The organism is Halomonas sp. M20 (genome assembly GCF_020622265.1).
Classification (GTDB): domain Bacteria; phylum Pseudomonadota; class Gammaproteobacteria; order Pseudomonadales; family Halomonadaceae; genus Modicisalibacter.
In genome coordinates, this window is record NZ_JACNMQ010000003.1 from 355,277 (window position 1) to 380,333 (window position 25,057).

The window sequence follows — 25,057 nt, forward strand, 5'->3', positions numbered from 1 at the left end:
TTATTAGCAAAATACAGTGTGCGGTCTAATCACTGTTATTCATAAAAAGAGAAAGTTAAGTGGAAAATATCACACTGCATTCTATAGACAGAGCATCTGAAGAAGCAGTCAGCCTTTGGTCGCTTGCAAGCAGCCAATACCCACTGAAGAACCGACTGATTCAGGAGTATGCAAATACAACAATAATAGAGGTTTTAAGTTCCTTTTCTCTGAATGCTCGTCGAGCAATGGAGGTGCTACCACCAAAAGTTAAATACCCATTAAATTCAGCTCGGTGGCAATGGGAACCGACCAGCAAAGGTGAAAAAGTAGCAGACCTATGGGATGCACTAAACAGAATAATACACGCTCAAAAATTATATGTTGGTTTTGAGCGTTTACCTCATAGTGTGTCGGTTATTGATGGCGGTGCAATAATTGTTCCATATATTCAGGCAGAAACAGACCGAAAGGAATTGGCATTTATCGATCCGTTTTCCTTATCTCATGCATTTTTGTATGATGCATTGCCAGCTCTTATTGAGGCGAGGAGAAATATATCGACCGGTAAAATCCACTGAATGCATAACAAGGCCATCCGCTTCCTTCGGTCGCCGGACGCTTCTTGCGCCGCGCCGTTTATGACAACGCTACATTGCGACAATCCTAATGATCGATGTCGTCATGCTCGTCCATAAAGGCCATCAGCTTGACCTGAGCGCATTGCTCAGGCGTCTGCGCCTGGACTGGCCCAATAGGATTTTTTCGTAGCTCTTGTTTAGCGATCTGATGAACGAGCACGTTCTTCGACCAGCCGAACTTGCGGGTCATGCGTAGCTAGATGCAGAGCGTCGGATGATAGGCTGAGCTTCTGAACGGCAATTAAATATGGGGCAAGATCTTTATTGCCATCTCTAAAGAGATATTAAATCGCTATCACCGAGCCGTTGTTTGAATAGAGGATTTGAGCTGTGGTTACGTTAGTGTTACTCTTTGAAATTTAACATTTCCACAAACTCTGCATCGCTGGGTATGTGCACATTGCTTGTATCTATTTTATCAGTGACCTCTAGCCTATCACATTCAGGCTCAGTGCCTTTGGTAGCTAGACCAATCTGTGCTTTGTTCATTTTTATATATATAACTTTTGCTTTATGACCGTACTTTTGTAAAAGTCCTAGTCTAACTTTTTGCCAATATGAAGGCTTTGAGCTATTGACTTTAATTTCGAATGCTATGCACTCTCCATTCTTATTTCCGATGAAATCATAACGCCCAGGATGTCCAGCAGGGAATTTCTTCATCGCCGTTCGATTTGCTTGTTTCATGCGCTCTTCAGATTCTGTGTCTTTTCTAGCTCTGGCTTTCATTATTTCATCACCAGGATAGGGAAGAGCTTCAGTCTTCATATGCTTACGCCAGCAAGCCATTACATAGTCACTTATTAGCATATTTGTAAGTATGAAATCTTTTCCATAAGGCGCCACTTGTTTGTGTTTGCCGAGAAGCATATCAGTAAAATGATCAAGACAGTGAGTAACCAGTCTATGGCCCTTTAGCTTAATCTCTAAACCATTATTATCATAGGTAGCATGGAAAAAGGGGTTGTATGGCTCAATGCTGTCAAGCCAGTCCTTTTCGAGAAAAGCTTGTATGTTTGCACAAGGAGCTTGATCAGGTAGATTGTCCCGCATAGCGCAGGATGAGCAATCACGACATTCAATCGCTAAATTTTTTATTAGTTGCTGCGGATGGTCTGCCCAGCGAGGCGCTACAGGATCTATCCATTCAGTCTGTAAGCCGCAACCATAATTAAAGCCGAACAACCCCCATGAGTAACCGATTCCCTGATCTGGAATGTTAGGAATCGTAGTGACCTTGTGCATAATCTCCTTGCTACTCGAACTACATCCGAACCTAACTAATTCGTAACCTTCTGCTTCGAGGTGCTTCTGGGCAATATATTCGCCAATATCACCAATCACTGATTGCTTTGTGGTTGCCATTATCTCGCTTATTTGATGTATATGTGGTAATTATACATTAACTTCAACCAATAAATCAGCGGGGCGGCATAAAGTTCTAAGCACAAAATCATTGGAATGTACCCGGTTCAGCGACTGATTTTTTTCAAACAGTGGTTGGTGTATCTCTCAGCTGGTACAGATCCCGAGGAAAACCTTCCTCCGCCGGAGTAACGGCGAGGGGGAAACGTCAGGCTACTGCCGTCAGCGTGAAGTCGACATGCACGGCATCGAAAGGAAATACGATCTGGCCGTCGTCGGTGCGATCCAGAATGCCGGCGTCGAGTAGCGCATGGATATCGCCATGCACCGTCTTTACGTCTCGTTCGACTCGCCGGGCTGCCTCGCGAATGCTCATGGCTTTTTGGCCAGTCATCGCCTTGAGCAGTTGCCAACGTTTACGTGTCATGGTTTGCCACAGCAAGTCCAAGGACGAGAAGGAGATATGAGTGCCTTGCCGCTTACCCTCGAAGGCCGCCAGCGCGCGCCGGGTGACGTCATCGCGTGAAGCGACAGAAAGCGTTACGGTCGTCATGTGCGCCTCCATTGGTCCAAATCGGACTAGAAATTGACCATCAGTTTCGGGAAAGTCGGCGCGCAGTTCGTCACCTGACTTCCTTGGTGCCAGGCAGGGCAAGCGCTCGGCGATCGAAGGTATAGGTTCCCGAGAACGGCTCGTCTTTCGAGCGTGCAAGATAGGCGGCTTTTCTGGCAATCAAGGCATCGGGGAAATCCGCATTCGACTGGCGATAATCCTGCAAAGCCTGCCATACCGTCTCGTCGTCCTCGAACATCAGCGTCGGCTCTTGTAGCAGGCTGTTAATGACGTCGATCAGCGCTTGCTTGTCGGCGCGGTACTTCTTGCCTTTCAGTGTCCAGAGCGTTTCGACAAGGACGATATCCGTTATCAATACCAGGTTATCGCCCTGGATCAGTGCCTTGGCCCGGCGCGCCTGGGCCTCATCATCCTGCAATAGATAGCGCAAGAGCACATTGGTATCGATGGCGATCACGTCGCCGATTTCCGGCTGGCATCGCGCTGCTCCAGTGCTTCTTGCAAGGAGTCTTCATCGCTCAGAGAAGGGTCTCCCGAAAGATGGGCAAGCGCACCCTCGGCCGCGCCAAGGCGTTGTTTCATCAGAGTGATTTGCCCGTCGTGGATGAACACCTTGATCTTGTCTCCAGGCGTAATGCCTACCTCCCGACAAAGATCGATGGGTAGCGTGATTTGCCGCTTCGAGCTGATGGTAGCCAGGGTCTTGGCCATGTGCTTCGCTCCTTTGCGCATCAGGATGCGTAAATATTGAGTATGCTTTACTTTTCGTTAATAGTAAATTTCAAAGCGGCGTCAGCAAATCCATCGATAAACAGCAGTGGTAGCTGATAGAGGAAAGGCAAGCTGTTAGGCTGCTCACACTATTTGTCACCGGCCGCTATAACTCGTCATGCCCACCTCGGCTTCTCCCTTGACGCGCCATGTTCTGGCCGGCCTGCTGATCCTTTCCGGCCTGCTGCTTCAGATTCTTAGCTTCACTGATTTCGTTCCGGCGCCGCATCTGGTGGGTTACGCCTTCTGGCTGGCGACGCTGCTGCTGTGGCGCGACCTGCCCGGGCGTACCCGGCTTCAGGCGGGTATTCTCGCCGGGCTCGGGCTTGCCATGCTGCTGCTGACCGATCTCTATTACGGGGAGCCACTGCACTGGCCTAGTGTGCTCGATGGCAATACCCATGTGGTGGCGATGCTGGTGGGGGTCAGTTTTATCGGATTGATCGGCAACCGCCGGAAACGCTCTCTCGGGCGCTCTGTCACTGGAGTGCGTGGTACCGCCGGCACCTGGCTGGGCGTCCATCTGCTGGGGACCATTCTCAATCTCTCGACGGTCTTCATGATCGGCGATCGTCTGGCCCGGCATGGCCCTCTTTCTTTACCCCAACTGTTGGCCCTCAATCGTGGCCTTTCCAGCGCGGCGCTGTGGTCGCCCTTCTTTGCTTCCATGGGCGTGGTGATGACGCTTGCGCCGGAGATGACCTATCTGAACGTGCTGGCGGTAGGCTTGCCGCTGGCGCTGCTGGCTGGTGTGGTCACGCTGGTCGATCTCTCCCGACGCTTCGATCTCTCGGAAGTGGCAGGGTTTTCCCTCTCGCCGCGCAGCTTGATGATGCCGTCTGGCATGGCGCTGCTGGTGCTGCTCTTTCACTACCAACTGCTGCCGGGGTTGCAGATCATCAGCATCATTACCTTTCTGCTACCGGCAGTTGCACTGATCAGCAATCTGGTTCAAGGGCCACGCTGGACGCTCAAACGCGTTCGTCAGCATGCGCTGGAGCGGCTGCCTGCCATGCGCGGCGAGATCTCTCTTTTTCTCTGCGCGGGGCTTTTTACGCTGGGTCTTTCGAGTTTGATCGATGCCGCGACCGGCGGTGAATGGACGCTTTTTGCCGAGTTTGGCGCTATTCAAGGGGTAATCAGTTTCCTGGTCATCGTGGCCAGCGCTATCGTCGGCCTGCATCCCATCATCGGCGTGTCGGTGCTCGCCTCGATGTTGGAGCTCCAAGGTGGCGAGCAGACCCTGTTTGCCTTCGTCGCCCTCGGTGCCTGGGCGGTGGGTACCGCCGCCGGCCCGCTTTCCGGCATCAATCTCTCATTACAGGGGCGCTATGGCATCAGCAGTTACCGCATGATGAAGCACAACCTGGGTTATGCAGCGGTGATGGCCGGGTTGGTATCGGCGGGCATCTTCGGGCTCGATTTCTGGTTGTGAGGTGAGGAGGTCGATAAAGCCTTCTTGTTAGATCCGCCTCGAATATAGTGGCTACATTTTATTCTCAATAAGAATAGGAGACCGCTATGTCCTGGGAGTTCTTGCTGATGTCATTCGTCGTCGTGCTGTTGCCGGGCACGGGTGTGATCTACACGCTTGCCGTCGGCCTGATCCGCCGCCCCGGAGTCTTGCAATGGATCAGGCGCGCCTTCGCGGGGGCCTTCGGTTTCCTCGGGGCCAGGCTGGCGACTTCTGAGTAATAGTGTCTTGTTGCCGTGTTTCTGGGGCTAAACATGGCGTTTATTCCCAATCCTCGACGCTGGCTGGTTAGAATGGTTATTGCCTTTCATCTTGATCGAGGAGCCTCGCATGAGCGCCACCGACACCTGGATTCTCGCCGCCCAGTGCCCCAGCCTTCTGGGCACCGTGGATGTGGTCACGCGCTTCTTGAAGGAGCAGCGCTGCTACATCACTGAGCTCAACTCCTTCGACGATCGCTTGGCAGAGCGCTTTTTCATCCGTGTCGAGTTTCGTCCCGAAGAAGCGGGTTTCGATGGCGAGTGCTTCCAAGCCGAGTTTGCCCCTCGGGCGCAGGAGTTCGACATGAGCTTCGAGCTGACCCCGCCGGGCCGGCGTACCCCGGTAGTGATCATGGTCTCGAAGACGGATCATTGCCTGAACGATCTGCTGTATCGCTATCGTACCGGTCAGTTGCCCATCGACGTGCGGGCGATCATCTCCAATCATCCGGATCTCGAACCCCTAGCCGCCTGGCACGAGATACCGTATTACCACTGCCCGATCACACCGGAGACCAAACCCCAGCAGGAAGCCGAGGTGTGGCGCATCATCGAGGGAACCGGCGCCGAACTGGTTATCCTGGCGCGCTACATGCAGGTGCTGTCGAGCGATATGTGTGCGCGCCTGAGCGGCTGGGCGATCAATATCCACCACTCGCTGCTGCCGGGGTTCAAGGGGGCCAAGCCCTACCATCAGGCCTACGAGAAGGGCGTCAAGCTGGTTGGCGCCACGGCCCACTACATCAACGACGACCTTGATGAAGGGCCGATCATTACCCAAGGAATCGAGCCGGTGGATCATAGCCACTACCCCGAGGATCTGGTGGCCAAAGGCCGAGACATCGAACGCCAGACCCTGGCTCGGGCGGTGGATTACCACTTGCAGCGCCGGGTGTTTTTGCACGCCAAGCGCACGGTGGTGTTTGCGGGAAGTTAGTGCGTCACCATCTCTGGCCGCAATTCCGACACGCTGCTGCAACCCAGCAGGCCGATGGTCCTGTCGATTTCTCGTTGCAGGATATCGAGGGTGTGCTCGACACCGGCCTGACCGCCGGCGGCCAGGCCATATAGCGTTGCGCGCCCAAGCCAGACGGCATCCGCGCCCAGGGCCAGCGCCTTGACCACGTCCGTGCCGCGCCGAAAGCCGCTGTCGACGTAGAGCTGGCACCGATCACCCACTAGACGTCTGGCCTCGGGGAGCACCTCGAGCGGTGAGCGTGCATGGTTGAGCTGCCTGCCGCCGTGATTCGACAACAGGATGCCATCCACGCCCAGGTTGGCGGCTTTCTCGGCTTCTTCTCCCGAGAGAAGGCCCTTGAGAACGAGCTTGCCCGGCCAGTAGTCGCGCAGCCAGGCGATATCGTCCCAGTTCAGGGAAGGGTCGAGCTGCTCGCCGATCACCGCCGAGGCGCCTTGCACGGTGTCCTTTCCTGGCGGCAGCAGATCACCCAGATTCTTGAAGGTGGGTACGCCGTGTGGCACCAGGACGTCGAAAATCCAGCGTGGACGCGAAAGCACGTGCAGCAGGTTGCGCGCATCAAGCTTCATGGGTTTACGGAAGTTGCGCAGATCCCACTCCCGGTTGCCGTATATGGCGCTGTCAGTGGTGACGACGAGGGTTTCATAACCCGCGCTGCGGCAGCGCTCTATCAGTTTCCTGACGTAGTCGCGATCGCGATAGAAGTAGATCTGCATCCAGGCGTTCACCCCCTCCACGTCGGCAATGTCTTCGAGCGACGTCGTCGAGACGTTGCTGAGCACGAAAGGAATGTGCTTGTTCGCCGCGGCCGTGGCGAGCTTGGTATCGCCATTCTGGGTTACCAGCCCGTTATAGCCCGTGGGGCCGATCACCAGTGGCATGGCGCAGGCAGTGCCCAGCAGCGGCGTGGCGAGGTCGCGCTTGCCGACCTTCGTCAGTGTTCTGGGCTGGAACAGGTAGTCGTCGAAGATGGCGCGATTGCGGGCGAGGGTTTGTTCGTCATCCGCACCGCCATAGATGTACTCGAAGACGAAATTGGGCAGCCGCCTTCGCGCGATACGCTCCAGGTCACCGATGCTCAGTGCCTTGTGATAGCGGGTTCCTGCATAGGGCCGGCGTTTCATCGTCTTTCTCGCGATCTAAATTAAACTAAGGTCTAAGATAAAGTGCTTTCACTCTTCCTTGCATACTACCATACTAGTTGTATCAGATAAGCTAGAGCTGCTCCTACCTAAATAGAGGCGCTTCGACTTGAACACGAGATTGCTGACGCTATGGCAGAAAACAGATGATCGCGGCGCCGTGCGTCAGCGTCTCTATCATGTCCTGCGTCAGTCGATCATTCGTATGGTGCTGGCGCCGGGCCAGGCGCTTTCGGAAAAAGAGATCGCCGACACCTTCGATGTGAGTCGACAGCCGGTGCGCGAAGCCTTCATTCGCCTCTCCGAGGCGGGACTGGTGGAGGTGCGACCGCAGCGCGGTACCTATGTGGTACGGATCTCTCGGCAGGCGGTGCTGGAAGCGCGCTTCGTGCGCGAGGCGGTCGAGGTCGCCGTGGCGAAACTGGCCGCGGAACAGGGGCTGGACGAGGCGACGCTGAACGAGCTTCGGGAGTTGATCGAGCGCCAGCGGCGCTGCGTCGACCCTCAAGACTATGACCGCTTTTTCCAACTCGACGAGGCCTTCCACCGCACCCTGGCCCTGGGCGTCCATCAGCAGGCCGCCTGGCGTGTCACGGAGGAGGTCAAGGCGCAGCTGGATCGTGTGCGTTATCTCAGCGTGCCCGACAGTACCCCGATCGACAAGCTGATCGGGCAGCACACCCGCATCGTCGACACCATCGCACGGCGCGACGTCGAGGCGGCGGCTGAGGCCATGGCCGTGCATCAACGAGAAATCTGGCAGTCGCTGCCCGACCTGGTGCGCCGCTTTCCGGCGATGTTCGAGGATTCGGCAAGCGCGACGCTCGGAGCCGAACGGACCACGGAGGCGGACCTATGAAGATCCGGGATGCCTATGTGATTGTCACAGCGCCAGGACGCAACTTCGTGACGCTCAAAATCGTCACCGCCTCGGGCATTTACGGCATCGGCGACGCCACTCTGAATGGCCGCGAGCAGGCGGTGGTCGCCTATCTCGAGGAGCACGTCATCCCCACCCTGATCGGTCGCGACGCCAGCCGTATCGAGGATACCTGGCACTATCTCTATCGCGGTGCCTACTGGCGGCGCGGGCCGGTGACCATGAGTGCCATCGCCGCGGTGGACATGGCGCTGTGGGACATCAAGGCCAAGGCCGCTGGCATGCCGCTCTATCAGCTGCTCGGCGGAAAGAGCCGTGAAAGGGTCATGGCCTACGCCCACTGCACCGGCCGGGACATCGAGGCTTGCCTCGCCGAGGTGGCCCGCCATGTGGAGGTGGGCTATCAGGCAGTACGCGTGCAGGCCGGCATCCCCGGCATCCCCACCATCTACGGCGTCGCCAAGCGCGAGGGCGAGCGCTACGAGCCGGCGGATGCCGAACTGCCCGCCGAGCACGTATGGAGCAGCGAAAAGTATCTCAATCAGGTGCCCAAGCTGTTCGCCGCGGTACGCGAGCGCTTCGGTGATGATTTGCACGTGCTGCACGACGTCCACCACCGTCTTACCCCGATCGAGGCGGCCCGGTTGGGCAAGGCGGTCGAGCCCTACCATCTGTTCTGGCTGGAGGACTGCGTGCCCGCCGAGAACCAGCAGAGCCTCAAGCTGGTGCGCGAGCACACCACCACGCCCCTGGCCATCGGCGAGGTGTTCAATTCGATCCACGATTATCGCGAGCTGATCGAGAACCAGTGGATCGACTATATCCGCACGCCCTTGACTCACGGCGGCGGCATTACCCATGTCCGCCGGATCGCCGATCTGGCCGCGCTGTATCACATTCGCACCGGCTTTCATGGCCCCACCGACCTGTCGCCGGTGTGTCTCGGCGCGGCGATCCACTTCGATACCTGGGTGCCCAATTTCGGCATTCAGGAACATATGCCGCATGACGTCGCGACCGATCAGGTATTTCCCCACGACTACGTCTTCAAGGACGGCCACTTCCTGGTAGGCGAAACGCCGGGTCACGGCGTCGATATAGACGAAACCCTGGCGTCCCGGTACCCCTACAAGCGTGCCAGCCTGCCGGTCAACCGGCTCGAGGACGGCACACTCTGGCATTGGTAGCCCACCGAATGATTAAGGAGAGAAGCATGCAAGCATTCCAGGTCAACGCCCCCCACGAGTTCGGTATCGTGGATATCGAAGCGCCCCAGGCCAAGGCCGGTGAAGTGCTCGTCGCCGTCGCTTTCGCGGGTATCTGCGGTTCCGACATGCATATCATCCACGGCAACAACGCTTTCGTCCGCTTCCCGCGGGTCACTGGTCACGAGTTCGCCGGGGTGATCGAGGCGGTCGGCGAGGGCGTCGAGGGCATCGCCGCCGGCGAGCGGGTGTGTGTCGATCCGGTGGTCAGCTGTGGCGAGTGCTATCCGTGCCGCATCGGGCGTCCTAATATCTGCACCCGACTGGAAGTCATCGGCGTGCACCGCGACGGCGGCTTCGAACAGCGGGTCGGCGTGCCGGCGGCCAACGTACATCGCCTGCCCGAGCATGTCGGCCTCGATCAGGCGGCCCTGGTCGAACCCTATTCGATCGCCACCAACGTGCTCGATCGCATGCAGCCCATCGAAGGCGATGGCCTGCTGATCTTCGGCGCCGGCGTCATCGGCCTGACCATCCTGCAAGTCGCCCGGGCCAAGGGCCTGACCGATATCACCGTATGCGACGTCATCGATGCCCGCCTGGAGACGGCTCGCTCCCTGGGCGCCAGCCATGTCGTCAACGGCGAAAGGGAAGACATCGAGGCGGTGATGGCCGAACGCACCCAGGGGGAGGGCGTGCCGCTGATCGCCGATGCCGCCTGCGTGCCGGCGCTGTTCCCGTCGCTGGTGCGCATGGCCTCGCCGGCGGGGCGCATCGGCCTGCTGGGCTTCAATGCCACGCCCTGCGATCTGGTGCAGCTCGAGGTGATCAAAAAGGAGCTGACCCTGGTCGGTTCGCGGCTCAACAATCGCAAGTTCCCCGAAGTCATCGAGATGCTCGCCAGCGGGCGGCTCGATGCCACGGCGTTGGTCAGCCATCGGCTGCCCTTCGCCGAGATGAGTGAGGCGATCCACATGATCGATCATCATCCCGAAAGCGCGCGCAAGGTCTTGATCGACCTGAGTGCTTGAACTCCATAGAAATAACAGCCACAACACTGCGTCAGGAGTGACCACCATGCTCAAGCAACTTTTCGCTAGTACCCTTATCGGCTCGACGCTGCTCGCGGCGCCTTTCGCCATGGCCGCCGACTACACCCTCAAGTTCGGCCACCTGGCCAACGAGCAGCACGTCTGGAACCAGGCCGCCAAGCATTTCAAGCAGCAGGTCGAGGAGAACTCCGACGGCCAGATTGAAGTGCAGATTTTTCCCAACGAGCAGTTGGGCAATGAGATGGATACGATCAATAGCATCCAGCTCGGCACTGCCGACATGACCATCACCGGGGAAAGCCTGCAGAACTGGGCACCCCTGGCCGCGATGATGGCAGTACCCTACGCCTTTCGCGATTCGGAGCACCTGCGCAAGGCCGTCGAAGGCGAGGTCGGTGAGCAGATCGAGACTCAGATCGAGGAAAAGACCGGTCTGGTGCCGCTGACCTGGTTCGAGCGCGGGCCTCGTGAATTGACCTCCAACCGTCCCATCAAGAGTCCGGACGAGCTCAATGGCCTGCGTCTGCGTGTGCCCAACGTGCCGCTGTTCGTGGATACCTGGCAGGCGCTGGGCGCCAAGCCGACGCCGATGTCCTTCAGCGAGGTGTTCACGTCGCTGCAGCAGGGCACCATCGACGCCCAGGAGAATCCGTTGTCGTTGATCGAGAGCGCCAGCTTCAACGAAGTCCAGGACTACGTGAACATGACCGATCACGTGCGTAGCTGGATCTACGTGGTGGTCGGCAAGAACAAGCTCGAATCGATGCCGGACGAGCTGCAGCAAGTCGTCATGGATGCCGCCGAGTCGATGCACGAGTTCGAGGCCGAGAAGTTCACCGAGGACCAGAAACGCCTCGAACAGGCCCTCAAGGATGCCGGCATGGAGTTCGTCGAGGTCGATCAGCAGGCCTTCGCCGAAAAGGCCAAGCCCGCCGTCGAAGCCTCGCTGAACGAAGAGCAGCAGGCGCTTTACGAGGCCATCCAGGACCTCTAAGCCATTGCACAACCGGCTTCGCATCCTGAATGGCGAGGTGTGCGAAGCCGGTAATCTCGAAATGAAGTGCATAAAGTATCAAGGGCGCTTACATGAATGAATCCGACATGCAGCCTGGCGACTCTCTCCATGTCATCGCCGAGATACCTCCCTTGGGTGGAGCGTTTGGGCGGCTGGTAACGTGGCTTGATCGCTTGTTCGGTGTCCTGGCCTCCTTGGCGTTGCTGGGCATTGCGGCGGTAGTGTTGTTGCAAATTTTTGCGCGCCTGGCGCTGCCTAGCTCACCGGCATGGACGGAAGAGCTGTCGCGTTATCTCTTCATCTATATGGTGGCGCTCTCATCAGGGCTGGTGCTGCGGCGTAATCGGCATGTCAATGTAGAGTTGTTTCATCAGTTTCTCCCCTGGCGCGGGCAGTTGGCTTATCGCGCCCTGATATGCCTGTTGGTGGGAGGGTTCGCCCTGCTGATGGTGCCCTATGCCATGCAGTACGCACAGATCGGCGCCTTCCAGACGTCGCCGACGCTCAAGGTGCCGATGATTTATATCTTCTTTTCCACTGCTGTCCTGTTTGGACTCAATGTTCTTTACGCGGCGCTGAGCCTGATCGAGGCCGCCGTGGCTATCGTTCGTGGTCCGTCGTCTTACCAGGAGCGCGTGTGATGGAAATCGCCATACTCTTCAGCGTGTTTCTTGTGCTGCTCCTGTTGGGCATGCCAATCGCCTTTGCCCTGGGCATTTCGTCGCTGAGCTATCTGCTTATCGAGGGCATCTCCCTGACGATCGTGCCACAGAAGCTGTACGGCGGTATCGACTCCTTCGTGCTGCTGTGCATTCCCGGCTTCGTCCTGGCCGGCAATCTGATGAACGTGGGCAACATTACCGACCACATCATCCGCTTCTGCAATGCCCTGGTGGGTCATGTGCGCGGCGGACTAGGGCTGGCCAACGTCGGCGGCTCGATGCTGTTCGGCGGTATTTCCGGCACCGCGGTAGCCGATGCCGCCAGCATTGGCTCGGTGATGATCCCCGGCATGGCGCGTGCGGGCTATGACAAACCCTTCGCCGCTGCGGTGACCGCCGCCTCGTCCACCATTGGTCCGATCATTCCGCCCAGTGTGCCGATGATCATCGTCGGTTCGCTGGGCGGCGTCTCGGTGGGCAAGATGTTCCTGGCCGGCGCCATACCCGGGCTGTTGCTAGGAGTGGCGATGATGATCACCACCTACATCCTAGCGGTACGGCGCGGCTACCCGCGGGAGCGGCGCTCGAGCCTCAAGGAGCTGCTCAAGGAAGGGCGCAGCGCCTTCTGGGCATTGCTGATGACCTTCATCATTCTTTACGGGATCATCGGCGGCCTGTTCACCCCCACGGAGGCCTCGATCGTCGCCAGCCTGTATGCCTTCGTCATCGGCATGTTCGTCTACAAGGGACTCAACTGGCGCAACCTGCCACAGATCATCGTTGATACGGTGCTGACCTCGGGGTCGCTGATGCTGCTGGTGGGGCTGGCCAATCTATTTGGATGGATTCTCACCAGCCAGCAGATTCCCCAGCTGATCGCCGACGGCATTCTCAACATCAGCGAAAAACCCATCGTGGTCATCCTGATCCTCAACCTGATCTTGTTGGTGGTGGGATCGTTCATGGAAACCATCGCCGCCCTGATCATCCTGTTCCCGGCACTTCTCGGCGTAGCGACGGGGGTCGGCATGGATCCGATCCATTTCGGTTTGATGGCGGTGCTCAACCTGATGATCGGCCTGACCACACCGCCGGTGGGGGTCTGTCTGTTCGTCGTCTCGGGTATTGGCAAGCTGCCCATGCTGCGCGTGGCCCGCGCCATCCTGCCATTTTTGATCTGCAACCTGATCGTGCTGCTGTTGGTGTCGTATATCCCAGCGCTTTCCCTGTGGCTGCCCAACCTGTTGATGGAGTAACGCCAATGACCCAACTGAAGCGTGCTCCCGCCGCACCGCGCCAGGGCCGGATCGGTATCGTCCATCTGGGCTTGGGCGCATTCCACCGTGCGCATCAAGCGGTCTATTTGGAGCGCTATAGACAGCGAACGGGCGACGCCGCTTGGGGAATAAGCAGCGCCAATCTACGTTCGAGCGTCGGGCTGGTCGATACCCTGCGCGAGGCGGGTCATTGCCATCACGTGGCGGAATACGCCGACAGCGAAAGCGTGACGCTGCGCGAGATCGGCGTGATCGAAGAGACTCTGTTCACCGGCCAGGAGGATGGCCAATGGGGTCGCGATCTCGAGGCGTTGCTGACGCGTATGACCGCCCCCGAGACCCGTATCGTCACCCTGACCGTCACCGAGAAGGGCTATTTCCTGAGTCCGGCCAGCGGCGATTTGCTGATCGATGACCCCATGATCGCCTTCGATATCGCCAATCCCGCTTCACCGCGCACTGCGCCGGGTATCCTGGTCGAGGCCCTGGCGCGGCGCCGAGCGGCTGGCGTCGCTCCCTTCACGGTGCTTTCCTGCGACAACATGCCGGACAACGGCAAGCGTACCCGGGCTGCGGTGAGCCAGTTGGCGGCACGCCGTGACGCGGCGCTCGCCGAATGGGTCGAGCGCGCGGTGGCCTTTCCCTGCAGCATGGTCGATCGCATCGTGCCGGCCATGACCGAGACGGATTTTGCGCGTCTGGCAGAACTCGGTGTCGAGGACAAGAACGCCGTGGTCTGCGAAGCCTTCGCCCAGTGGGTGGTCGAGGAAGACTTCCCCCAGGGCCGCCCGGCCTGGGAGGCGGACGGCGTCGAGATGGTCTCCGATGTCGCGCCGTTCGAGGCCATGAAGCTCAGGATGCTCAACGGCAGCCATTCGCTGCTCGCCTACCTGGGGGCGCTCGACGGCATCGCGACCGTCTTCGAGGCGGTGAGCCGCGACGATCTTGAGACCCTGCTGCGCCGCTACATGCTGGAAGAGGCCGCACCGACCCTGGCCATGCCCGAGGGTACTGACCTCGAGGAGTACGCCGAGCGGCTCATCGCGCGTTTCGCCAACGACAGCCTGCGCCACCGTCTGCAGCAGATCGCCATGGACGGCAGTCAGAAACTGCCCCAGCGCTGGCTCGACGGTGCCGGAATGCGCCTTGAAGCCGGCGAGCCGGTGCCCTGCACGACGCTGGGCATCGCCGCCTGGATTCGCTATACCAAAGGCGAGGATTTAAGCGGCAACCCCTATCCGGTGGACGACCCCCTGGCGGAGCATTTCCAGGCACTGCATCAACGCCACGGCGAAGATGCGGACACGCTTGTGCGGGCCTTTCTCGCTGAAGACGCCATCTTCGCGCCAGAGTTGGCACAAATGCCCGGTTTCCGCGAAGCAGTCGTCACCGCCTACCATACCCTGACACAGCGCAGCTTGAGCGCGGCGCTCGCTTAGCTCGAGCGCGTCTGACACGAGGACATCATCATGGAACATACCTGGCGCTGGTTCGGCCCCAACGATCCCATCCGCCTCGACGAGGTCCGCCAGACCGGGGCCACCGGCATCGTCACCGCACTGCACGACGTTCCCAACGGCGAGGTGTGGACGACCGAGGCGATCGGCGAGCGTAAGCGGATGATCGAGGCGGCCGGCCTCTCCTGGTCGGTGGTGGAGAGCGTGCCGGTCACCGAGGCGATCAAGAAAGGACTGCCCGAGCGCGACGCGCACATCGAGACCTACTGCCAGACCCTGCGCAACCTGGCGGCCTGCGGTATCGACACCGTCTGCTACAACTTCATGCCGGTGCTCGACTGGACCCGTACCGATCTCACCTACCGCATGTCCGACGGGGCACTGGCGCTACGCTTCGACCAGACCGCCTTCGCCGCCTTCGATCTCTACCTGCTCGAACGCCCCGGCGCGGCGCAGGAGTACGGCGACGACGAGAAGACCGCCGCGCAGGCCTATCTCGACACCCTCGACCAGCCGGCTCGGGACAAGCTCACCAATAACATCATCGCCGGGCTGCCCGGTGCCGAGGAACACTATACCCTCGCGCGCTTCCGCGAGGTGCTGGCCGAGTATGCCGAGATCGACGCTGCCACACTTCGCGAGCATCTGGGTTATTTCCTGCAGGCCATCATCCCGGTGGCCGAGGAGGCGGGCATCCGCATGGCGATTCATCCGGACGATCCGCCCCGGCCACTGCTCGGCCTACCCCGGGTGGTTTCCACTGCCGAGGATGCCCAGTGGATTCTCGATACCGTGCCGAGCAAAGCCAACGGCCTGACCCTGTGCACCGGCTCCTACGGGGTGCGCGCGGACAACGACCTGGCGGACATGGCGCGGCGTTTCGGCCCTAAAATCTACTTCACCCATCTGCGCTCCACTCAGCGCGAACAGCCGGACCCGCGCTCCTTCCATGAAGCGCCGCATCTGACGGGGGATGTGGACATGGTGGCGGTGATCGCGGCGCTGGTGGAAGAGGAGCGCCGCCGCGAGCGCGAAGGCGGCCCGCGCCTGCCGCTGCGCCCGGACCACGGCCACTACATCCTCGACGACCAGCACCGCGACACAGCGCCGGGCTACCCGCTCTACGGCCGCCTGCGCGGCCTGGCGGAACTGCGTGGGGTGGAGGTTGCGGTGAAGCAGTTGATGAAGTGAACGTTATCGCCATTAGGCAACACGCGCCCATTATTCGGCGGGACTGATGGGGACGCGTTGCCGACCTAGCGGTTTTGCGCGTTAAGTCCAGCGATAGCCTCAGCCAACTCGCTGGCGTGACGGATTTCGATGGCGCCTTCCGGTGCGGTTTCTTTCTCGGGAAAGTGGTTGAGATGGACTACCCTCATGCCCGCTTCTAGCCCGGCGGCCACGCCGACGGCGGCATCGTCGATCACCACGCAGCGTTCGGGCGGGTAGCCCAGAGCCTCCGCTGCCTTGAGATAGAGTGCCGGGTCGGGCTTCCACACGTTCAGGGTATAGGCGCTGAACAGGTTGTCGCCGAAGTGGTGGGCAAGGCCGGCGCTTTCCATGGCGCAACGGATCTTGCGTTCGGGGCCGTTGGAAACCACCGCCTTGGTGTGATCGGCAAGTGCCTCAAGAACTTCTGGCATACCGGTGATGGGTTCGAGTTCGGCGCGCATGCGAGCCTCCATCATCTCGCGCATGTCGGCTTCCATCCTGGGGAACAGGTTTTCGGCCAGAGCGCCATAACGCGCCTCCTGCGTCTGGACGATGGTAAGAAAGCGCACGCCACGAAATTCCTGCATGTACTGCGCCGCGGTGAAGGGCAGGCCGTAGCGCGGCAGTACCTCCGCCATCACCTGGGCGAGCAGGATTTCGCTGTCGACCAGGGTGCCGTCGGAGTCGAAGAGCAGGCAAAGGGGAGCGGTCATGGTTGACTCCAGGCATTGGCCTCGAGGGCGTCGAGCCGGGCGCGGCTGGGCAGCCCTTCCATATCGCCAAGCACCTGCACCGCGAGAGAGCCGATCAGGTTGCCTCGGCGTGCCGCCTCCTGGGGCGAGCGTCCGTCGAGCAGGGCGCTGACCGTTCCCACGGCGAAGGCATCGCCGGCGCCCACGGTATCGATCACCTCGGCCACCGGGAAGCCGGGCACGGTGACTTCCTCGTTTTGGCCGCCCAAGGTACCGCGATAGTAGCTGCCTTCAGGGCCGAGCTTGATGATTACCGCCTTGGCACCCTGATCCAGATAGAAGCCGGCGATGTCGTAAGCCGTCTCGTAACCGGTGAGCAGGCGGCCCTCGGCGAGCCCTGGCAGCACCCAGTCGGCGTCGGCCGCCAGTTCGTTCAAAGTGTCGCGCATGACGCTTTCACTTTCCCACAGGCTGGGACGCAGATTGGGGTCAAAGGAGATGCTGGCGCCGGCGGCTCGAGCGCGCGCCAGCAGATGGCGGGACAATTCCCGACAGCTTGCCGAGATAGCCGGGGGGATGCCGGTGGCATGTAGATGGCGCAGAGCGGAAAAGTCGACGTTCTCGGCATCTTCAGTAGTGAGATGGCTGGCGGCGCTGCCCCGGCGAAAGTATTCGGTACGCGGATCCGTGCCGCCCACGGCACGCTCCTTGAACATCAGCCCGGTGGGGTGTTCGGGATCGACATTCAGATGGCGACAATCCAATCCTTCCGCTTCCAAAGTTCGGCGAATGAAGGTGCCGAAGCTATCGTCCCCGATCCGGCTTAGCCAACCGACATTAAAGCCCAGCCGCGAAAGGCCGATGGCAACATTGGTATCGGCCCCGGCGATACGACGCTGGAAGCGCTCGACATCCGCCAGATCGCCGGAGGTCTCGGCGATGAATAGCGCCATCGCCTCGCCGAAGGTAAGGATTTCGGGGCCGGAAGTAGGCGATTGCGTCATACTTTTCTCCTTTGGATAGTGGGCCTATATCGTACCGCGTCACAGCGAGTGATATAACGCAGAAGACGCAACGCCAACCGGGATGTTTCATGACCGATCGTTCAAACCTCAAAGTCGATCTTGAATGCTCGCTCGCTGCCCAGCGTGAGGCTTTCAATCGTGAGCCCATGCCGGAAGCGGCGGAGCGCATTGGCCAACTCAAGGCGCTCAAGGAAAGCCTGATTCGCCATCAGGAGGCGCTTTTCGAGGCAATCAGCCGCGACTTCGGGCATCGCTCGCCGGACGAGACCCGCTTCGCGGAGATAGTGCCGGCGGTGCAGGGCATCGATTACACCGTCAAGCGCGTGCGCCGCTGGATGAAGCCTTCCCGGCGCCGGGTCGGGATAGCCTTTCAGCCGGGCCGGGCGCGGGTGGTGTATCAACCGCTCGGCGTGGTGGGCATCATCGTGCCCTGGAACTATCCCCTCTATCTGGCCCTGAGCCCATTGATCGCCGCGCTGGCCGCGGGCAATCGAGCGATGCTCAAGATGAGCGAGTTTACCCCGGCCACCGCCGAAGTGGTGACCCGCTTGCTGGGTGAGGTCTTCGAGGAAGACCGGGTCGCGGTGGTCACTGGCGAGGCGGACGTCGGCAAGGCGTTCTCGCAGTTGCCTTTCGATCATCTGCTGTTTACCGGCAGCACTGCGGTAGGCAAGCACGTGATGCGTGCCGCCGCGGACAATCTGACCCCGGTGACCCTGGAACTGGGTGGCAAGTCGCCGGCGATCATTTCCCAGGACGTGTCCATCGAGCACGCCGCCGAGCGCATTGCCTTCGGCAAGGGTCTCAATGCCGGCCAGACCTGTATTGCCCCGGACTATGTGCTCTGTCCGCGAGAGCGGGTCGATGAACTGGTGGAGGCGCTGCGTCAGCAGTTCACGCGTCTTTATCCAAGCCTCGTCGACAACCCGGACGTCACCTGGATCGTCAACGAGCGCCAGCACAGCCGGCTCGTCGATGTGCTTGATGATGCCCGGGCTAAGGGGGCGCAACTTATTACCGTCAATCCGGCCAATGAGAGTCTTGAAGGAACGCGTATACTCCCGCCAACCCTGCTGCTCGATGTCACTGACGACATGCGGGCCATGCAGGAGGAAATCTTCGGCCCACTGCTGCCGATCGTCCCGGTCGAGAGCATCGAGGAGGCGATGGAGTACGTGGCACGACGTCCGCGTCCGCTGGCGCTGTACTACTTCGGTTACGACAAGGCCGAGCAGCAACGTCTGATGCAACATACTCACGCCGGTGGCATGTGCGTGAACGACGCCGTGCTGCACGTGGCTCAGGAGGATCTGCCCTTCGGTGGCATCGGTGCCTCGGGCATGGGGCATTATCATGGCCACGAGGGATTCCTCACCTTCAGCAAGGCCAAGGGGGTGTTCATCAAGCAGCGTCTCAACACGGCCAAGCTGATCTATCCGCCCTACGGCGGACGGTTGCAAAAGCTGATTTATCGCTGGTTTGTGCGGTAAAGGAGCGCCGATGCCTGTGATGCTTTCACGCCGCGAACTCCTGAAGCTGGGTTTTGGGGCCAGCCTGACCCTGACCACGGTGGGAGTTACGGCGAGCCTCGCGGGTTGCTCATCCGCTCAGCCCGCTGCGGGCTTCATGGTGCTGCGTGACAGCGATTTGGTGCTGCTGACCGCATTGCTTCCTACGGTGATCGGCCCTCATCCTGCATTGCAGCGAGAGGAGAACGCTGCCGAGGCGACGCTTCGTCAGCTCGATCGTAGCCTAGCGGCCATGTCGTCGGCCATTCAAAAAGATGTTCAGGAACTGCTCGACCTGCTCAACCTGCCGCTCACCCGAGTCCCCCTGACCGGTGTTTGGGGCGCCTGGGAAAAGGCATCACCCGCCCAGATCGATGCCTTTCTGGTTCGCTGGCGCGACAGCCGCTTTGATCTGCTTCGCCAAGGGTACAAGGCGCTCAATCAGCTGCTGTCGATGGCCTGGTACGCGCTGCCCATGGCCTGGGCCGAGACTGGCTATCCCGGGCCGCCACGCGTATGAATGATCACAGGAGATAAACCCCATGCCGGTAGCCGATCCGTTCCTGCAGGGCGTCGCCCGGGGGTGGCGTGTACTGGACGCCGCCCGGCTCGATGAGGGTAAGGTCTTCGAGGCCGACGTGATCATCGTCGGTACGGGGGCCGGGGGTGGCACCAGCGCTGAGATCTTGACTAGGGCCGGGCTCTCCGTGGTGCTGGTGGAGGAGGGTTCGCTCAAGACCTCTTCGGATTTCGAGAACGACGAGGCTAAGGCCTACGCCGAGCTCTATCAGGAAGGCGCCGCCCGCATGACGAAAGATGGCGGGATCAGCATCCTTCAAGGACGAACGGTTGGCGGCTCTACCACCGTCAACTGGACCAGCAGTTTTCGCACCCCGGAGTCGTCCCTGAACCACTGGGCCGAGGCCCACGCGGTGACGGGCCTCGATGCCGAAACCCTCGCACCCTGGTTCGAGCGCATGGAAGCACGACTCGGCATCGCTCCCTGGATCGTCCCGCCGAATCCCAATAATGACGTGCTGCGAGCCGGCTGCGAAGCGCTTGGCTGGCACTGGTCAACGATCCCGCGCAACGTGCGCGGCTGCTGGAACCTCGGTTATTGCGGCACTGGCTGCCCGACCAACGCCAAGCAGTCGATGCTGCTGACCACCCTGCCGGCGGCCCTGGAGAAAGGTGCGACTCTGATTCACCGTGCTCGTGCGGAGCGCCTGATAGTGGAAGGCGAGCGGGTCCTGGGTGTGTCATGCCGGGGCATGAACGCCACCCTGAGCCGGGCCGACGGACCTCGCCTGGAGCTTCGTGGCCGCCATGTGGTACTGGCCGGCGGCGGCATCAACACACCGGGGTTGCTGTTGCGCTCCAAGGCGCCGGACCCATTCGAGCGACTTGGCAGGCGTACCTTCCTGCATCCGGTGGCGCTGACGGTGGCCCGGTTCGATCAACGCATCGATGGCTATTATGGCGCGCCGCAATCCGTGCATAGCGACCATTTTCAATGGCGCGAAGGCGTGACCGGCCCTTTGGGCTTCAAGCTGGAGGTGCCGCCCATGCAGCCATGCATCATGGCGGCGCTGTTCGGCGGTCACGGAAGGGAAGGCCTTGCGCGCATGGGTCGGCTCTCTCACAGCAGTGTGGCGATCGCCCTGATGCGCGATGGCTTTCATCCCGAGAGTCAAGGCGGGCAGGTGGTATTACGAAAAGACGGCTCGCCGGTGCTGGATTATCCTCTCAACGACTATCTCTTCGATGGGGTCAGGCGCGCCTACCTGGCCATGGGCGAATTGCAGTTTGCCGCCGGTGCCGAGGCCGTGATGCCGGGGCACAGTCAAGCTCGTCTCAGTCGGGATTGGCCGGATTTTCGCGCGCAGGTGGAGCATCTTAGCTATGCGTTACATGACGTGCGCCTGGCCAGTGCCCACGTGATGGGCGGCTGCGCCATGGGAGACGACCCCCGACATGCGGTGGTCGACAGTCGCGGGTGTCATCATCAGCTCGAGAATTTGTCGGTCCTCGATGGCTCGTTGTTTCCGACCAGCATCGGCGCCAATCCACAGCTTTCCATCTACGCCATCGTTGCCTGCCTAGCGAGCCGGCTCGCTGAGGAGATGAATAGTCAGCGCCATCCTTGACCTCACTCAACATGCCGATGTCGTTAGCGTGCGACCATGATCGATATCGGGGGGTTCAGCCCTCTTTTGTCGTCTCTCATCATTACAGGGAGGAATCATGACCAGCATGCAACGTCCAAGTAAGCCTCGCACCCTGATCTATTCCTGCTCGGGTTGCTCCGACGTGGCGCAGCTCGCCAATGAAACCGCCGTGCGCCTCGATCATGCCGGCGTGGCGGAGATGTCCTGCATCGCCGGGGTCGGTGGCGGCGTGCCCGGGCTGGTGAAGACCGCCCGTTCCGGTCGGCCGATCGTCGCTATCGACGGCTGCCAGATGCACTGCGTCAGCCACTGTCTGGACAACGCCGGCGTCACCGCCACCGAACACGTCAAACTCTACGAAATGGGCTACAAGAAGCGTCGCGGCAAGCGCTACAGCGAAGAAGAGATCGGCCAGGTCTGTGACGATGTCGCTGACCTGATTGCGCGACTGCCTATGCACGAAGGCCTCTGAACCACTTCGAGGCGAACCCAGCACCGCTCAGGCGGTGCGCTTTCCTTCTCCCTTCCGCTTCACGCTCTTGCTAGACTCCTCCCATGCGACTCGACTATCCAGATTCCTCTCCCGAGCCCGTGGGCTTTTTACTGATCCGAAATGTTCTCCGGTGCAGCATAAGCGCTAAATTATAATGGACTACAACGTGGTAGCGCGGGCAAAGTGCTATTGGGCTGATCAGTTTAGAGGTCTTTGAGGTTCGAAGGATCGCGCCCATCAAAGTAAGGTAGGATCATGAGATATTCGGCCAAACATGTGCAAACATTTTGTACTGTCGTGGAAAGTGGCGGCTTCACAGGGGCTCAGTCCCTACTGGGCATGAGCCAGCCTGCCATCAGCACTCATATCCGTGATTTCGAGATTCGCTTGGGTTTTCAACTCTGTCATCGTGGACGGGGCGGCTTTACCTTGACCGAAAAGGGAACCCTCGTATATCAAAAGTGTCGCCAGATGCTTAACGGTATTGCCGATTTTGAGGCCGAGCTAGGTGAGTTGCGCAATCTATTGACCGGTACCCTACGCATCGGATTAATCGATAACACTATTACTGATCCTCATTTTCCTGTCAGTAAGGCCATCAACCGCTTCTATCAACGCCAGGGGGATGTCTCGCTAAAACTAGTCATACTGCCACCAGAAGACTTGGAGCGAGAAATACTCAATCACAATATACATGTGGCCATCGGCCCTTTTCCCAACCGGAATAGTAGATTGAATTACCAACTACTATACAGAGAAGAACATGCCCTATATTGCGGTAATAGGCATCCGCTGTTTCATGTCCCGGATGTCGATCTTGATTTAATAACTATTGGAAAGCATGCAATTTCTTTACGTACTTATCTACAGCATTCCAATCTTTCCAGCATGGAAAATACTCAACGTATTGCCTCGGTCTCTAATATGGAAGCCGAAGCCATTTTGATCAAGAGTGGTATTTTTCTTGGCTCTTTGCCTATCCATTACGCTCGACGATGGGTGGAAAATAGTGAGATGCGTGCCTTCAGTCATCCCGAATTCAAATACCACTCTGAATTTACTTTAGTCACGCGTCAATCGCCCGAGCCTCAATACATCACTAAGCTTTTTATAGAGGACCTGAAAAACGTCGTCTCCAACTCAAGCATTGCCAGCCATGATGATAATGCTTGATATCGTGACATCGATACATCTGCCCCCGAAACTACCTTTACCTGAAGGCAAGGTCTCTTAAGAAAAGCGATATTTGTGGAAAAGCTATCAGCATAACTGTTGCAAACAACAGGATTATAAGGAAGGGAGGAAGACCACGAATCACGTCCACAAATGGTCGCCGGAATACTGCCACGGCAGTGAAGATGTTACATCCGAAAGGTGGTGTGGCCGCACCAATGGCCAATTGTAAAGTAATGAGTACGCCGACCAGAACGGGATCCAGTCCGGCAGCTTTAACCAGAGGTGAGAAAATAGGCACCAAAATAAGGATGACAACGATTGAATCGACGAACATACAACCGATAAAGAAGGCAATATTGATCGCGATCAGAGTAACTACGGGGCCTGCACCATCCAGACCGATGGAGGAAATGATCTGTTGCGGTACTTGAGCGAAGGATAGTACCCAAGAAAAGACAGCGCCAGCGGCGATCAAAATAAACACCATCGACGTTATCGCTCCCGTAGATAGCGCTATGTCATAAAAATCACGTAGCTTGATCGAACGAAATACGACCCACTCTAGAATCAATGCATATAGCACACAGACAGCTGCTGCCTCGGTAGGGCTAAAGATGCCGCCATAGATACCACCCACCACAATTAACGGAAAACCAAGCGGCCACAATGCGCGCCGAATGGAAATAAAACGTTCCTTCCAGGTGGCCTTTTCCTCTACAGGTATATCATGACGTTTGGCATACCAGATACAATATAAAGAGAACAAGATGATAATAAGGAAGCCGGGACCTAAGCCTGCAATGAATAGTTCGGAAATTGACGTGCCTGAGATGACGCCGTAGATGATCATCCCAATGGAGGGAGGGATTAAATAAGCTAAATCTGCGGCGTTGACGATCAAGCCAATGGTAAAACTATCCTTGTAGCCCGCTTTCAACATACGTGGGCGCATGGCCCCTCCGACAGCCACCACGGTAGCCTGTGTTGAACCACATACTGCCCCGAACAAGGCACATGCAGAAGTGACAGATACGGCTAACCCGCCTCGGATATGTCCCATAAAGCGCATTACCACATCGACCAGGCGATCGGCAGAGTGGCCTCGAGTGATGATATCCGCAGCCAATATGAACATCGGCACTGCAATCAATGCGGCTGGCTGTATTCCACTGATCATCTGTTGAATCGTTAACTGTAGGCTCAGGCCGGGAATATAAAAAATAAAAGCGGCAATCGCCGCGACCAGTAACGGCATCATCATGGGGAACCCAATCAGCAGTAAAACCGTCATTACGCCTAGCATCATTACCGTCATGGCCGGCCCTCCCCGTGATCGTCACTGCTAGCCTTATCGCTTCTTGTGCCTCTTTCACCCTCGGCACCGGATAGCTTATGGTCCTGCTCATAAAGATGTAATATTTCAGCGGTTTCGGGGTCTTCGTACTCATCGACTTGGCTATAAGAGATATAGACATTGGTATCGGAAAAGTTAAGATTTTTCAGAACAGTCAAAATGTACTGTACACCCGTAATCAAGAATCCAATAATTACCCAGATATAGGTGAGATAAAGTGGAAACTGCAGTGCTGGGGTGATTTGTCCTCTTCTGGCGATTTTCTGCACATATTCAAAGGCGTACCAAGCCAGTAACAGCATGACAGCCCCAGTTAAAGTGGCGATAATTATCATGAAAATCTTTTGAACACGCGGTGATAGTGCATCATATACGGCGGACATACGAATATGCTGCCCCTTACGTGTTACATAACCGAGGCCGAAGAAGGTAACGATAAGAATAAGAAACTGGTTAAGTTCTTCAGAAAAATAGATGCTCTGTGAAAAAACATAACGCCCAATCACATTTGCTATCGTATTGGTCGCCATGATAATAATTCCCCAAGCAAGCACGAAAGCTTCCGCCTTGCCGATCCAGTTATCTACCTTGGCCACGAAATGAGTCAGATTGGAATTATTGTTGGTCAGCATCTTTACCTCCAGACACGATATGGCTAGGTCACTCAATGAGCGCTCAAGGTGTGATGCCAGAATA

27 protein-coding genes are annotated in these 25,057 nt (G+C 58.4%); 17 read left to right on the top strand and 10 right to left on the bottom strand.

Annotation, left to right across the window (positions count from 1 at the left end; genetic code table 11):
- The first annotated feature begins 59 nt into the window (after positions 1-59).
- Positions 60-560 carry a hypothetical protein gene (locus H7850_RS10460; protein WP_227369472.1) on the top strand — a complete coding sequence of 167 codons (501 nt, stop codon included), beginning with the start codon at positions 60-62 and terminating at the stop codon, positions 558-560.
- Between the two features lie 85 nt (positions 561-645).
- Here the strand turns inward: H7850_RS10460 and H7850_RS10465 are convergent, their stop codons facing one another.
- The 5 genes from H7850_RS10465 to H7850_RS10485 form a co-directional block, all read right to left on the bottom strand.
- Entirely contained in the window at positions 646-810 is a 165-nt protein-coding gene (locus H7850_RS10465) for a hypothetical protein (RefSeq protein ID WP_227369473.1), read from the bottom strand.
- 155 nt (positions 811-965) lie between these two features.
- The gene (locus tag H7850_RS10470) at positions 966-1,985 is read right to left on the bottom strand and encodes a hypothetical protein (protein ID WP_227369474.1); all 1,020 of its coding nucleotides are present in this window, start codon (positions 1,983-1,985) and stop codon (positions 966-968) included.
- Between the two features lie 208 nt (positions 1,986-2,193).
- Complete coding sequence (locus tag H7850_RS10475; protein ID WP_227369475.1) at positions 2,194-2,538, bottom strand: hypothetical protein; 345 nt, start codon at positions 2,536-2,538, stop codon at positions 2,194-2,196.
- 70 nt (positions 2,539-2,608) lie between these two features.
- Positions 2,609-3,016 carry a PIN domain-containing protein gene (locus H7850_RS10480; protein WP_227369476.1) on the bottom strand — a complete coding sequence of 136 codons (408 nt, stop codon included), beginning with the start codon at positions 3,014-3,016 and terminating at the stop codon, positions 2,609-2,611.
- Complete coding sequence (locus H7850_RS10485) at positions 3,013-3,270, bottom strand: AbrB/MazE/SpoVT family DNA-binding domain-containing protein (protein ID WP_227369477.1); 258 nt, start codon at positions 3,268-3,270, stop codon at positions 3,013-3,015. Before H7850_RS10485 ends, H7850_RS10480 begins: the two co-directional genes overlap by 4 nt.
- 178 nt (positions 3,271-3,448) lie before the next feature.
- Here H7850_RS10485 and H7850_RS10490 point away from each other — a divergent pair, with 178 nt between their 5' ends.
- The 3 genes from H7850_RS10490 (at position 3,449) to purU (ending at position 6,001) form a co-directional block, all read left to right on the top strand.
- Entirely contained in the window at positions 3,449-4,765 is a 1,317-nt protein-coding gene (locus H7850_RS10490; RefSeq protein WP_227369478.1) for a hypothetical protein, read from the top strand.
- Between the two features lie 86 nt (positions 4,766-4,851).
- Positions 4,852-5,025, top strand: coding sequence for a hypothetical protein (locus H7850_RS10495; protein ID WP_227369479.1), 174 nt, complete (start codon positions 4,852-4,854; stop codon positions 5,023-5,025).
- A 109-nt stretch (positions 5,026-5,134) separates the two neighbouring features.
- Positions 5,135-6,001 (top strand): formyltetrahydrofolate deformylase, encoded by an 867-nt coding sequence (gene purU, locus H7850_RS10500; RefSeq protein ID WP_227369480.1) that lies wholly within the window; start codon positions 5,135-5,137, stop codon positions 5,999-6,001.
- Here purU and H7850_RS10505 read toward each other — a convergent pair.
- Entirely contained in the window at positions 5,998-7,167 is a 1,170-nt protein-coding gene (locus H7850_RS10505) for an alpha-hydroxy acid oxidase (protein ID WP_227369481.1), read from the bottom strand. The two genes, purU and H7850_RS10505, sit on opposite strands and share 4 nt — an antisense overlap.
- 127 nt (positions 7,168-7,294) lie before the next feature.
- Here H7850_RS10505 and H7850_RS10510 point away from each other — a divergent pair, with 127 nt between their 5' ends.
- The 8 genes from H7850_RS10510 to uxuA all read left to right on the top strand — a co-directional run bounded on the left by H7850_RS10510 (position 7,295) and on the right by uxuA (position 15,924).
- Positions 7,295-8,044, top strand: coding sequence for a GntR family transcriptional regulator (locus tag H7850_RS10510; protein ID WP_227369482.1), 750 nt, complete (start codon positions 7,295-7,297; stop codon positions 8,042-8,044).
- Positions 8,041-9,252, top strand: a complete 1,212-nt coding sequence (gene manD, locus H7850_RS10515) for a D-mannonate dehydratase ManD (RefSeq protein WP_227369483.1) — start codon at positions 8,041-8,043, stop codon at positions 9,250-9,252. The genes H7850_RS10510 and manD overlap by 4 nt, the downstream gene beginning before the upstream one ends.
- Positions 9,253-9,278: 26 nt before the next feature.
- Positions 9,279-10,301, top strand: a complete 1,023-nt coding sequence (locus H7850_RS10520; protein ID WP_227369484.1) for a Zn-dependent oxidoreductase — start codon at positions 9,279-9,281, stop codon at positions 10,299-10,301.
- Positions 10,302-10,347: 46 nt separating this feature from the next.
- A complete protein-coding gene (locus H7850_RS10525; protein WP_227369485.1) occupies positions 10,348-11,316 on the top strand; it encodes a TRAP transporter substrate-binding protein in 969 nt (322 codons plus the stop codon).
- Positions 11,317-11,408: 92 nt separating this feature from the next.
- Positions 11,409-11,978, top strand: a complete 570-nt coding sequence (locus H7850_RS10530; protein ID WP_227369486.1) for a TRAP transporter small permease — start codon at positions 11,409-11,411, stop codon at positions 11,976-11,978.
- Positions 11,978-13,255, top strand: a complete 1,278-nt coding sequence (locus H7850_RS10535) for a TRAP transporter large permease (RefSeq protein ID WP_227369487.1) — start codon at positions 11,978-11,980, stop codon at positions 13,253-13,255. Before H7850_RS10530 ends, H7850_RS10535 begins: the two co-directional genes overlap by 1 nt.
- Before the next feature lie 5 nt (positions 13,256-13,260).
- Entirely contained in the window at positions 13,261-14,715 is a 1,455-nt protein-coding gene (locus tag H7850_RS10540; RefSeq protein WP_227369488.1) for a mannitol dehydrogenase family protein, read from the top strand.
- A 30-nt stretch (positions 14,716-14,745) separates the two neighbouring features.
- Positions 14,746-15,924, top strand: a complete 1,179-nt coding sequence (gene uxuA, locus H7850_RS10545) for a mannonate dehydratase (protein ID WP_227369489.1) — start codon at positions 14,746-14,748, stop codon at positions 15,922-15,924.
- A 65-nt stretch (positions 15,925-15,989) separates the two neighbouring features.
- On the opposite strand, the gene H7850_RS10550 is transcribed toward uxuA, so the two are convergent.
- Positions 15,990-16,658, bottom strand: a complete 669-nt coding sequence (locus H7850_RS10550; RefSeq protein ID WP_227369490.1) for an HAD family hydrolase — start codon at positions 16,656-16,658, stop codon at positions 15,990-15,992.
- Positions 16,655-17,641: a sugar kinase gene (locus H7850_RS10555; protein WP_227369491.1), complete on the bottom strand. Its 987-nt coding sequence runs from the start codon at positions 17,639-17,641 to the stop codon at positions 16,655-16,657. The genes H7850_RS10550 and H7850_RS10555 overlap by 4 nt, the downstream gene beginning before the upstream one ends.
- A gap of 89 nt (positions 17,642-17,730) precedes the next feature.
- Between H7850_RS10555 and H7850_RS10560 the strand changes: the two genes are divergently transcribed.
- The 5 genes from H7850_RS10560 (at position 17,731) to H7850_RS10580 (ending at position 23,004) form a co-directional block, all read left to right on the top strand.
- Positions 17,731-19,152, top strand: a complete 1,422-nt coding sequence (locus H7850_RS10560) for a coniferyl aldehyde dehydrogenase (RefSeq protein WP_227369492.1) — start codon at positions 17,731-17,733, stop codon at positions 19,150-19,152.
- A gap of 10 nt (positions 19,153-19,162) precedes the next feature.
- A complete protein-coding gene (locus H7850_RS10565) occupies positions 19,163-19,690 on the top strand; it encodes a hypothetical protein (RefSeq protein ID WP_227369493.1) in 528 nt (175 codons plus the stop codon).
- Positions 19,691-19,712: 22 nt separating this feature from the next.
- Positions 19,713-21,317 (top strand): GMC family oxidoreductase N-terminal domain-containing protein, encoded by a 1,605-nt coding sequence (locus H7850_RS10570; RefSeq protein ID WP_227369494.1) that lies wholly within the window; start codon positions 19,713-19,715, stop codon positions 21,315-21,317.
- A 97-nt stretch (positions 21,318-21,414) separates the two neighbouring features.
- Entirely contained in the window at positions 21,415-21,810 is a 396-nt protein-coding gene (locus H7850_RS10575; RefSeq protein WP_227369495.1) for a putative zinc-binding protein, read from the top strand.
- Positions 21,811-22,086: 276 nt separating this feature from the next.
- Complete coding sequence (locus tag H7850_RS10580) at positions 22,087-23,004, top strand: LysR family transcriptional regulator (RefSeq protein WP_227369496.1); 918 nt, start codon at positions 22,087-22,089, stop codon at positions 23,002-23,004.
- 37 nt (positions 23,005-23,041) lie between these two features.
- Here H7850_RS10580 and H7850_RS10585 read toward each other — a convergent pair whose 3' ends face one another.
- Positions 23,042-24,322: a TRAP transporter large permease gene (locus H7850_RS10585; protein ID WP_227369497.1), complete on the bottom strand. Its 1,281-nt coding sequence runs from the start codon at positions 24,320-24,322 to the stop codon at positions 23,042-23,044.
- Positions 24,319-24,993 carry a TRAP transporter small permease gene (locus H7850_RS10590; protein WP_227369498.1) on the bottom strand — a complete coding sequence of 225 codons (675 nt, stop codon included), beginning with the start codon at positions 24,991-24,993 and terminating at the stop codon, positions 24,319-24,321. The genes H7850_RS10585 and H7850_RS10590 overlap by 4 nt, the downstream gene beginning before the upstream one ends.
- Between the last annotated feature and the right edge of the window lie 64 nt (positions 24,994-25,057).

Excerpts from the sequence above, each read along its gene's own strand:
- purU (WP_227369480.1), top strand. The coding sequence starts at position 5,135 with ATGAGCGCCACCGACACCTGGATTCTCGCCGCCCAGTGCCCCAGCCTT.
- H7850_RS10470 (WP_227369474.1), bottom strand. The coding sequence starts at position 1,985 with ATGGCAACCACAAAGCAATCAGTGATTGGTGATATTGGCGAATATATT.
- H7850_RS10570 (WP_227369494.1), top strand. The coding sequence starts at position 19,713 with ATGCCGGTAGCCGATCCGTTCCTGCAGGGCGTCGCCCGGGGGTGGCGT.
- H7850_RS10465 (WP_227369473.1), bottom strand. The coding sequence starts at position 810 with ATGACCCGCAAGTTCGGCTGGTCGAAGAACGTGCTCGTTCATCAGATC.
- H7850_RS10565 (WP_227369493.1), top strand. The coding sequence starts at position 19,163 with ATGCCTGTGATGCTTTCACGCCGCGAACTCCTGAAGCTGGGTTTTGGG.
- H7850_RS10590 (WP_227369498.1), bottom strand. The coding sequence starts at position 24,993 with ATGCTGACCAACAATAATTCCAATCTGACTCATTTCGTGGCCAAGGTA.
- uxuA (WP_227369489.1), top strand. The coding sequence starts at position 14,746 with ATGGAACATACCTGGCGCTGGTTCGGCCCCAACGATCCCATCCGCCTC.
- H7850_RS10530 (WP_227369486.1), top strand. The coding sequence starts at position 11,409 with ATGAATGAATCCGACATGCAGCCTGGCGACTCTCTCCATGTCATCGCC.
- H7850_RS10540 (WP_227369488.1), top strand. The coding sequence starts at position 13,261 with ATGACCCAACTGAAGCGTGCTCCCGCCGCACCGCGCCAGGGCCGGATC.
- H7850_RS10485 (WP_227369477.1), bottom strand. The coding sequence starts at position 3,270 with ATGGCCAAGACCCTGGCTACCATCAGCTCGAAGCGGCAAATCACGCTA.
- H7850_RS10575 (WP_227369495.1), top strand. The coding sequence starts at position 21,415 with ATGACCAGCATGCAACGTCCAAGTAAGCCTCGCACCCTGATCTATTCC.
- manD (WP_227369483.1), top strand. The coding sequence starts at position 8,041 with ATGAAGATCCGGGATGCCTATGTGATTGTCACAGCGCCAGGACGCAAC.
- H7850_RS10580 (WP_227369496.1), top strand. The coding sequence starts at position 22,087 with ATGAGATATTCGGCCAAACATGTGCAAACATTTTGTACTGTCGTGGAA.
- H7850_RS10520 (WP_227369484.1), top strand. The coding sequence starts at position 9,279 with ATGCAAGCATTCCAGGTCAACGCCCCCCACGAGTTCGGTATCGTGGAT.
- H7850_RS10475 (WP_227369475.1), bottom strand. The coding sequence starts at position 2,538 with ATGACGACCGTAACGCTTTCTGTCGCTTCACGCGATGACGTCACCCGG.
- H7850_RS10495 (WP_227369479.1), top strand. The coding sequence starts at position 4,852 with ATGTCCTGGGAGTTCTTGCTGATGTCATTCGTCGTCGTGCTGTTGCCG.
- H7850_RS10505 (WP_227369481.1), bottom strand. The coding sequence starts at position 7,167 with ATGAAACGCCGGCCCTATGCAGGAACCCGCTATCACAAGGCACTGAGC.
- H7850_RS10550 (WP_227369490.1), bottom strand. The coding sequence starts at position 16,658 with ATGACCGCTCCCCTTTGCCTGCTCTTCGACTCCGACGGCACCCTGGTC.
- H7850_RS10535 (WP_227369487.1), top strand. The coding sequence starts at position 11,978 with ATGGAAATCGCCATACTCTTCAGCGTGTTTCTTGTGCTGCTCCTGTTG.
- H7850_RS10525 (WP_227369485.1), top strand. The coding sequence starts at position 10,348 with ATGCTCAAGCAACTTTTCGCTAGTACCCTTATCGGCTCGACGCTGCTC.
- H7850_RS10490 (WP_227369478.1), top strand. The coding sequence starts at position 3,449 with ATGCCCACCTCGGCTTCTCCCTTGACGCGCCATGTTCTGGCCGGCCTG.
- H7850_RS10585 (WP_227369497.1), bottom strand. The coding sequence starts at position 24,322 with ATGACGGTAATGATGCTAGGCGTAATGACGGTTTTACTGCTGATTGGG.
- H7850_RS10560 (WP_227369492.1), top strand. The coding sequence starts at position 17,731 with ATGACCGATCGTTCAAACCTCAAAGTCGATCTTGAATGCTCGCTCGCT.
- H7850_RS10555 (WP_227369491.1), bottom strand. The coding sequence starts at position 17,641 with ATGACGCAATCGCCTACTTCCGGCCCCGAAATCCTTACCTTCGGCGAG.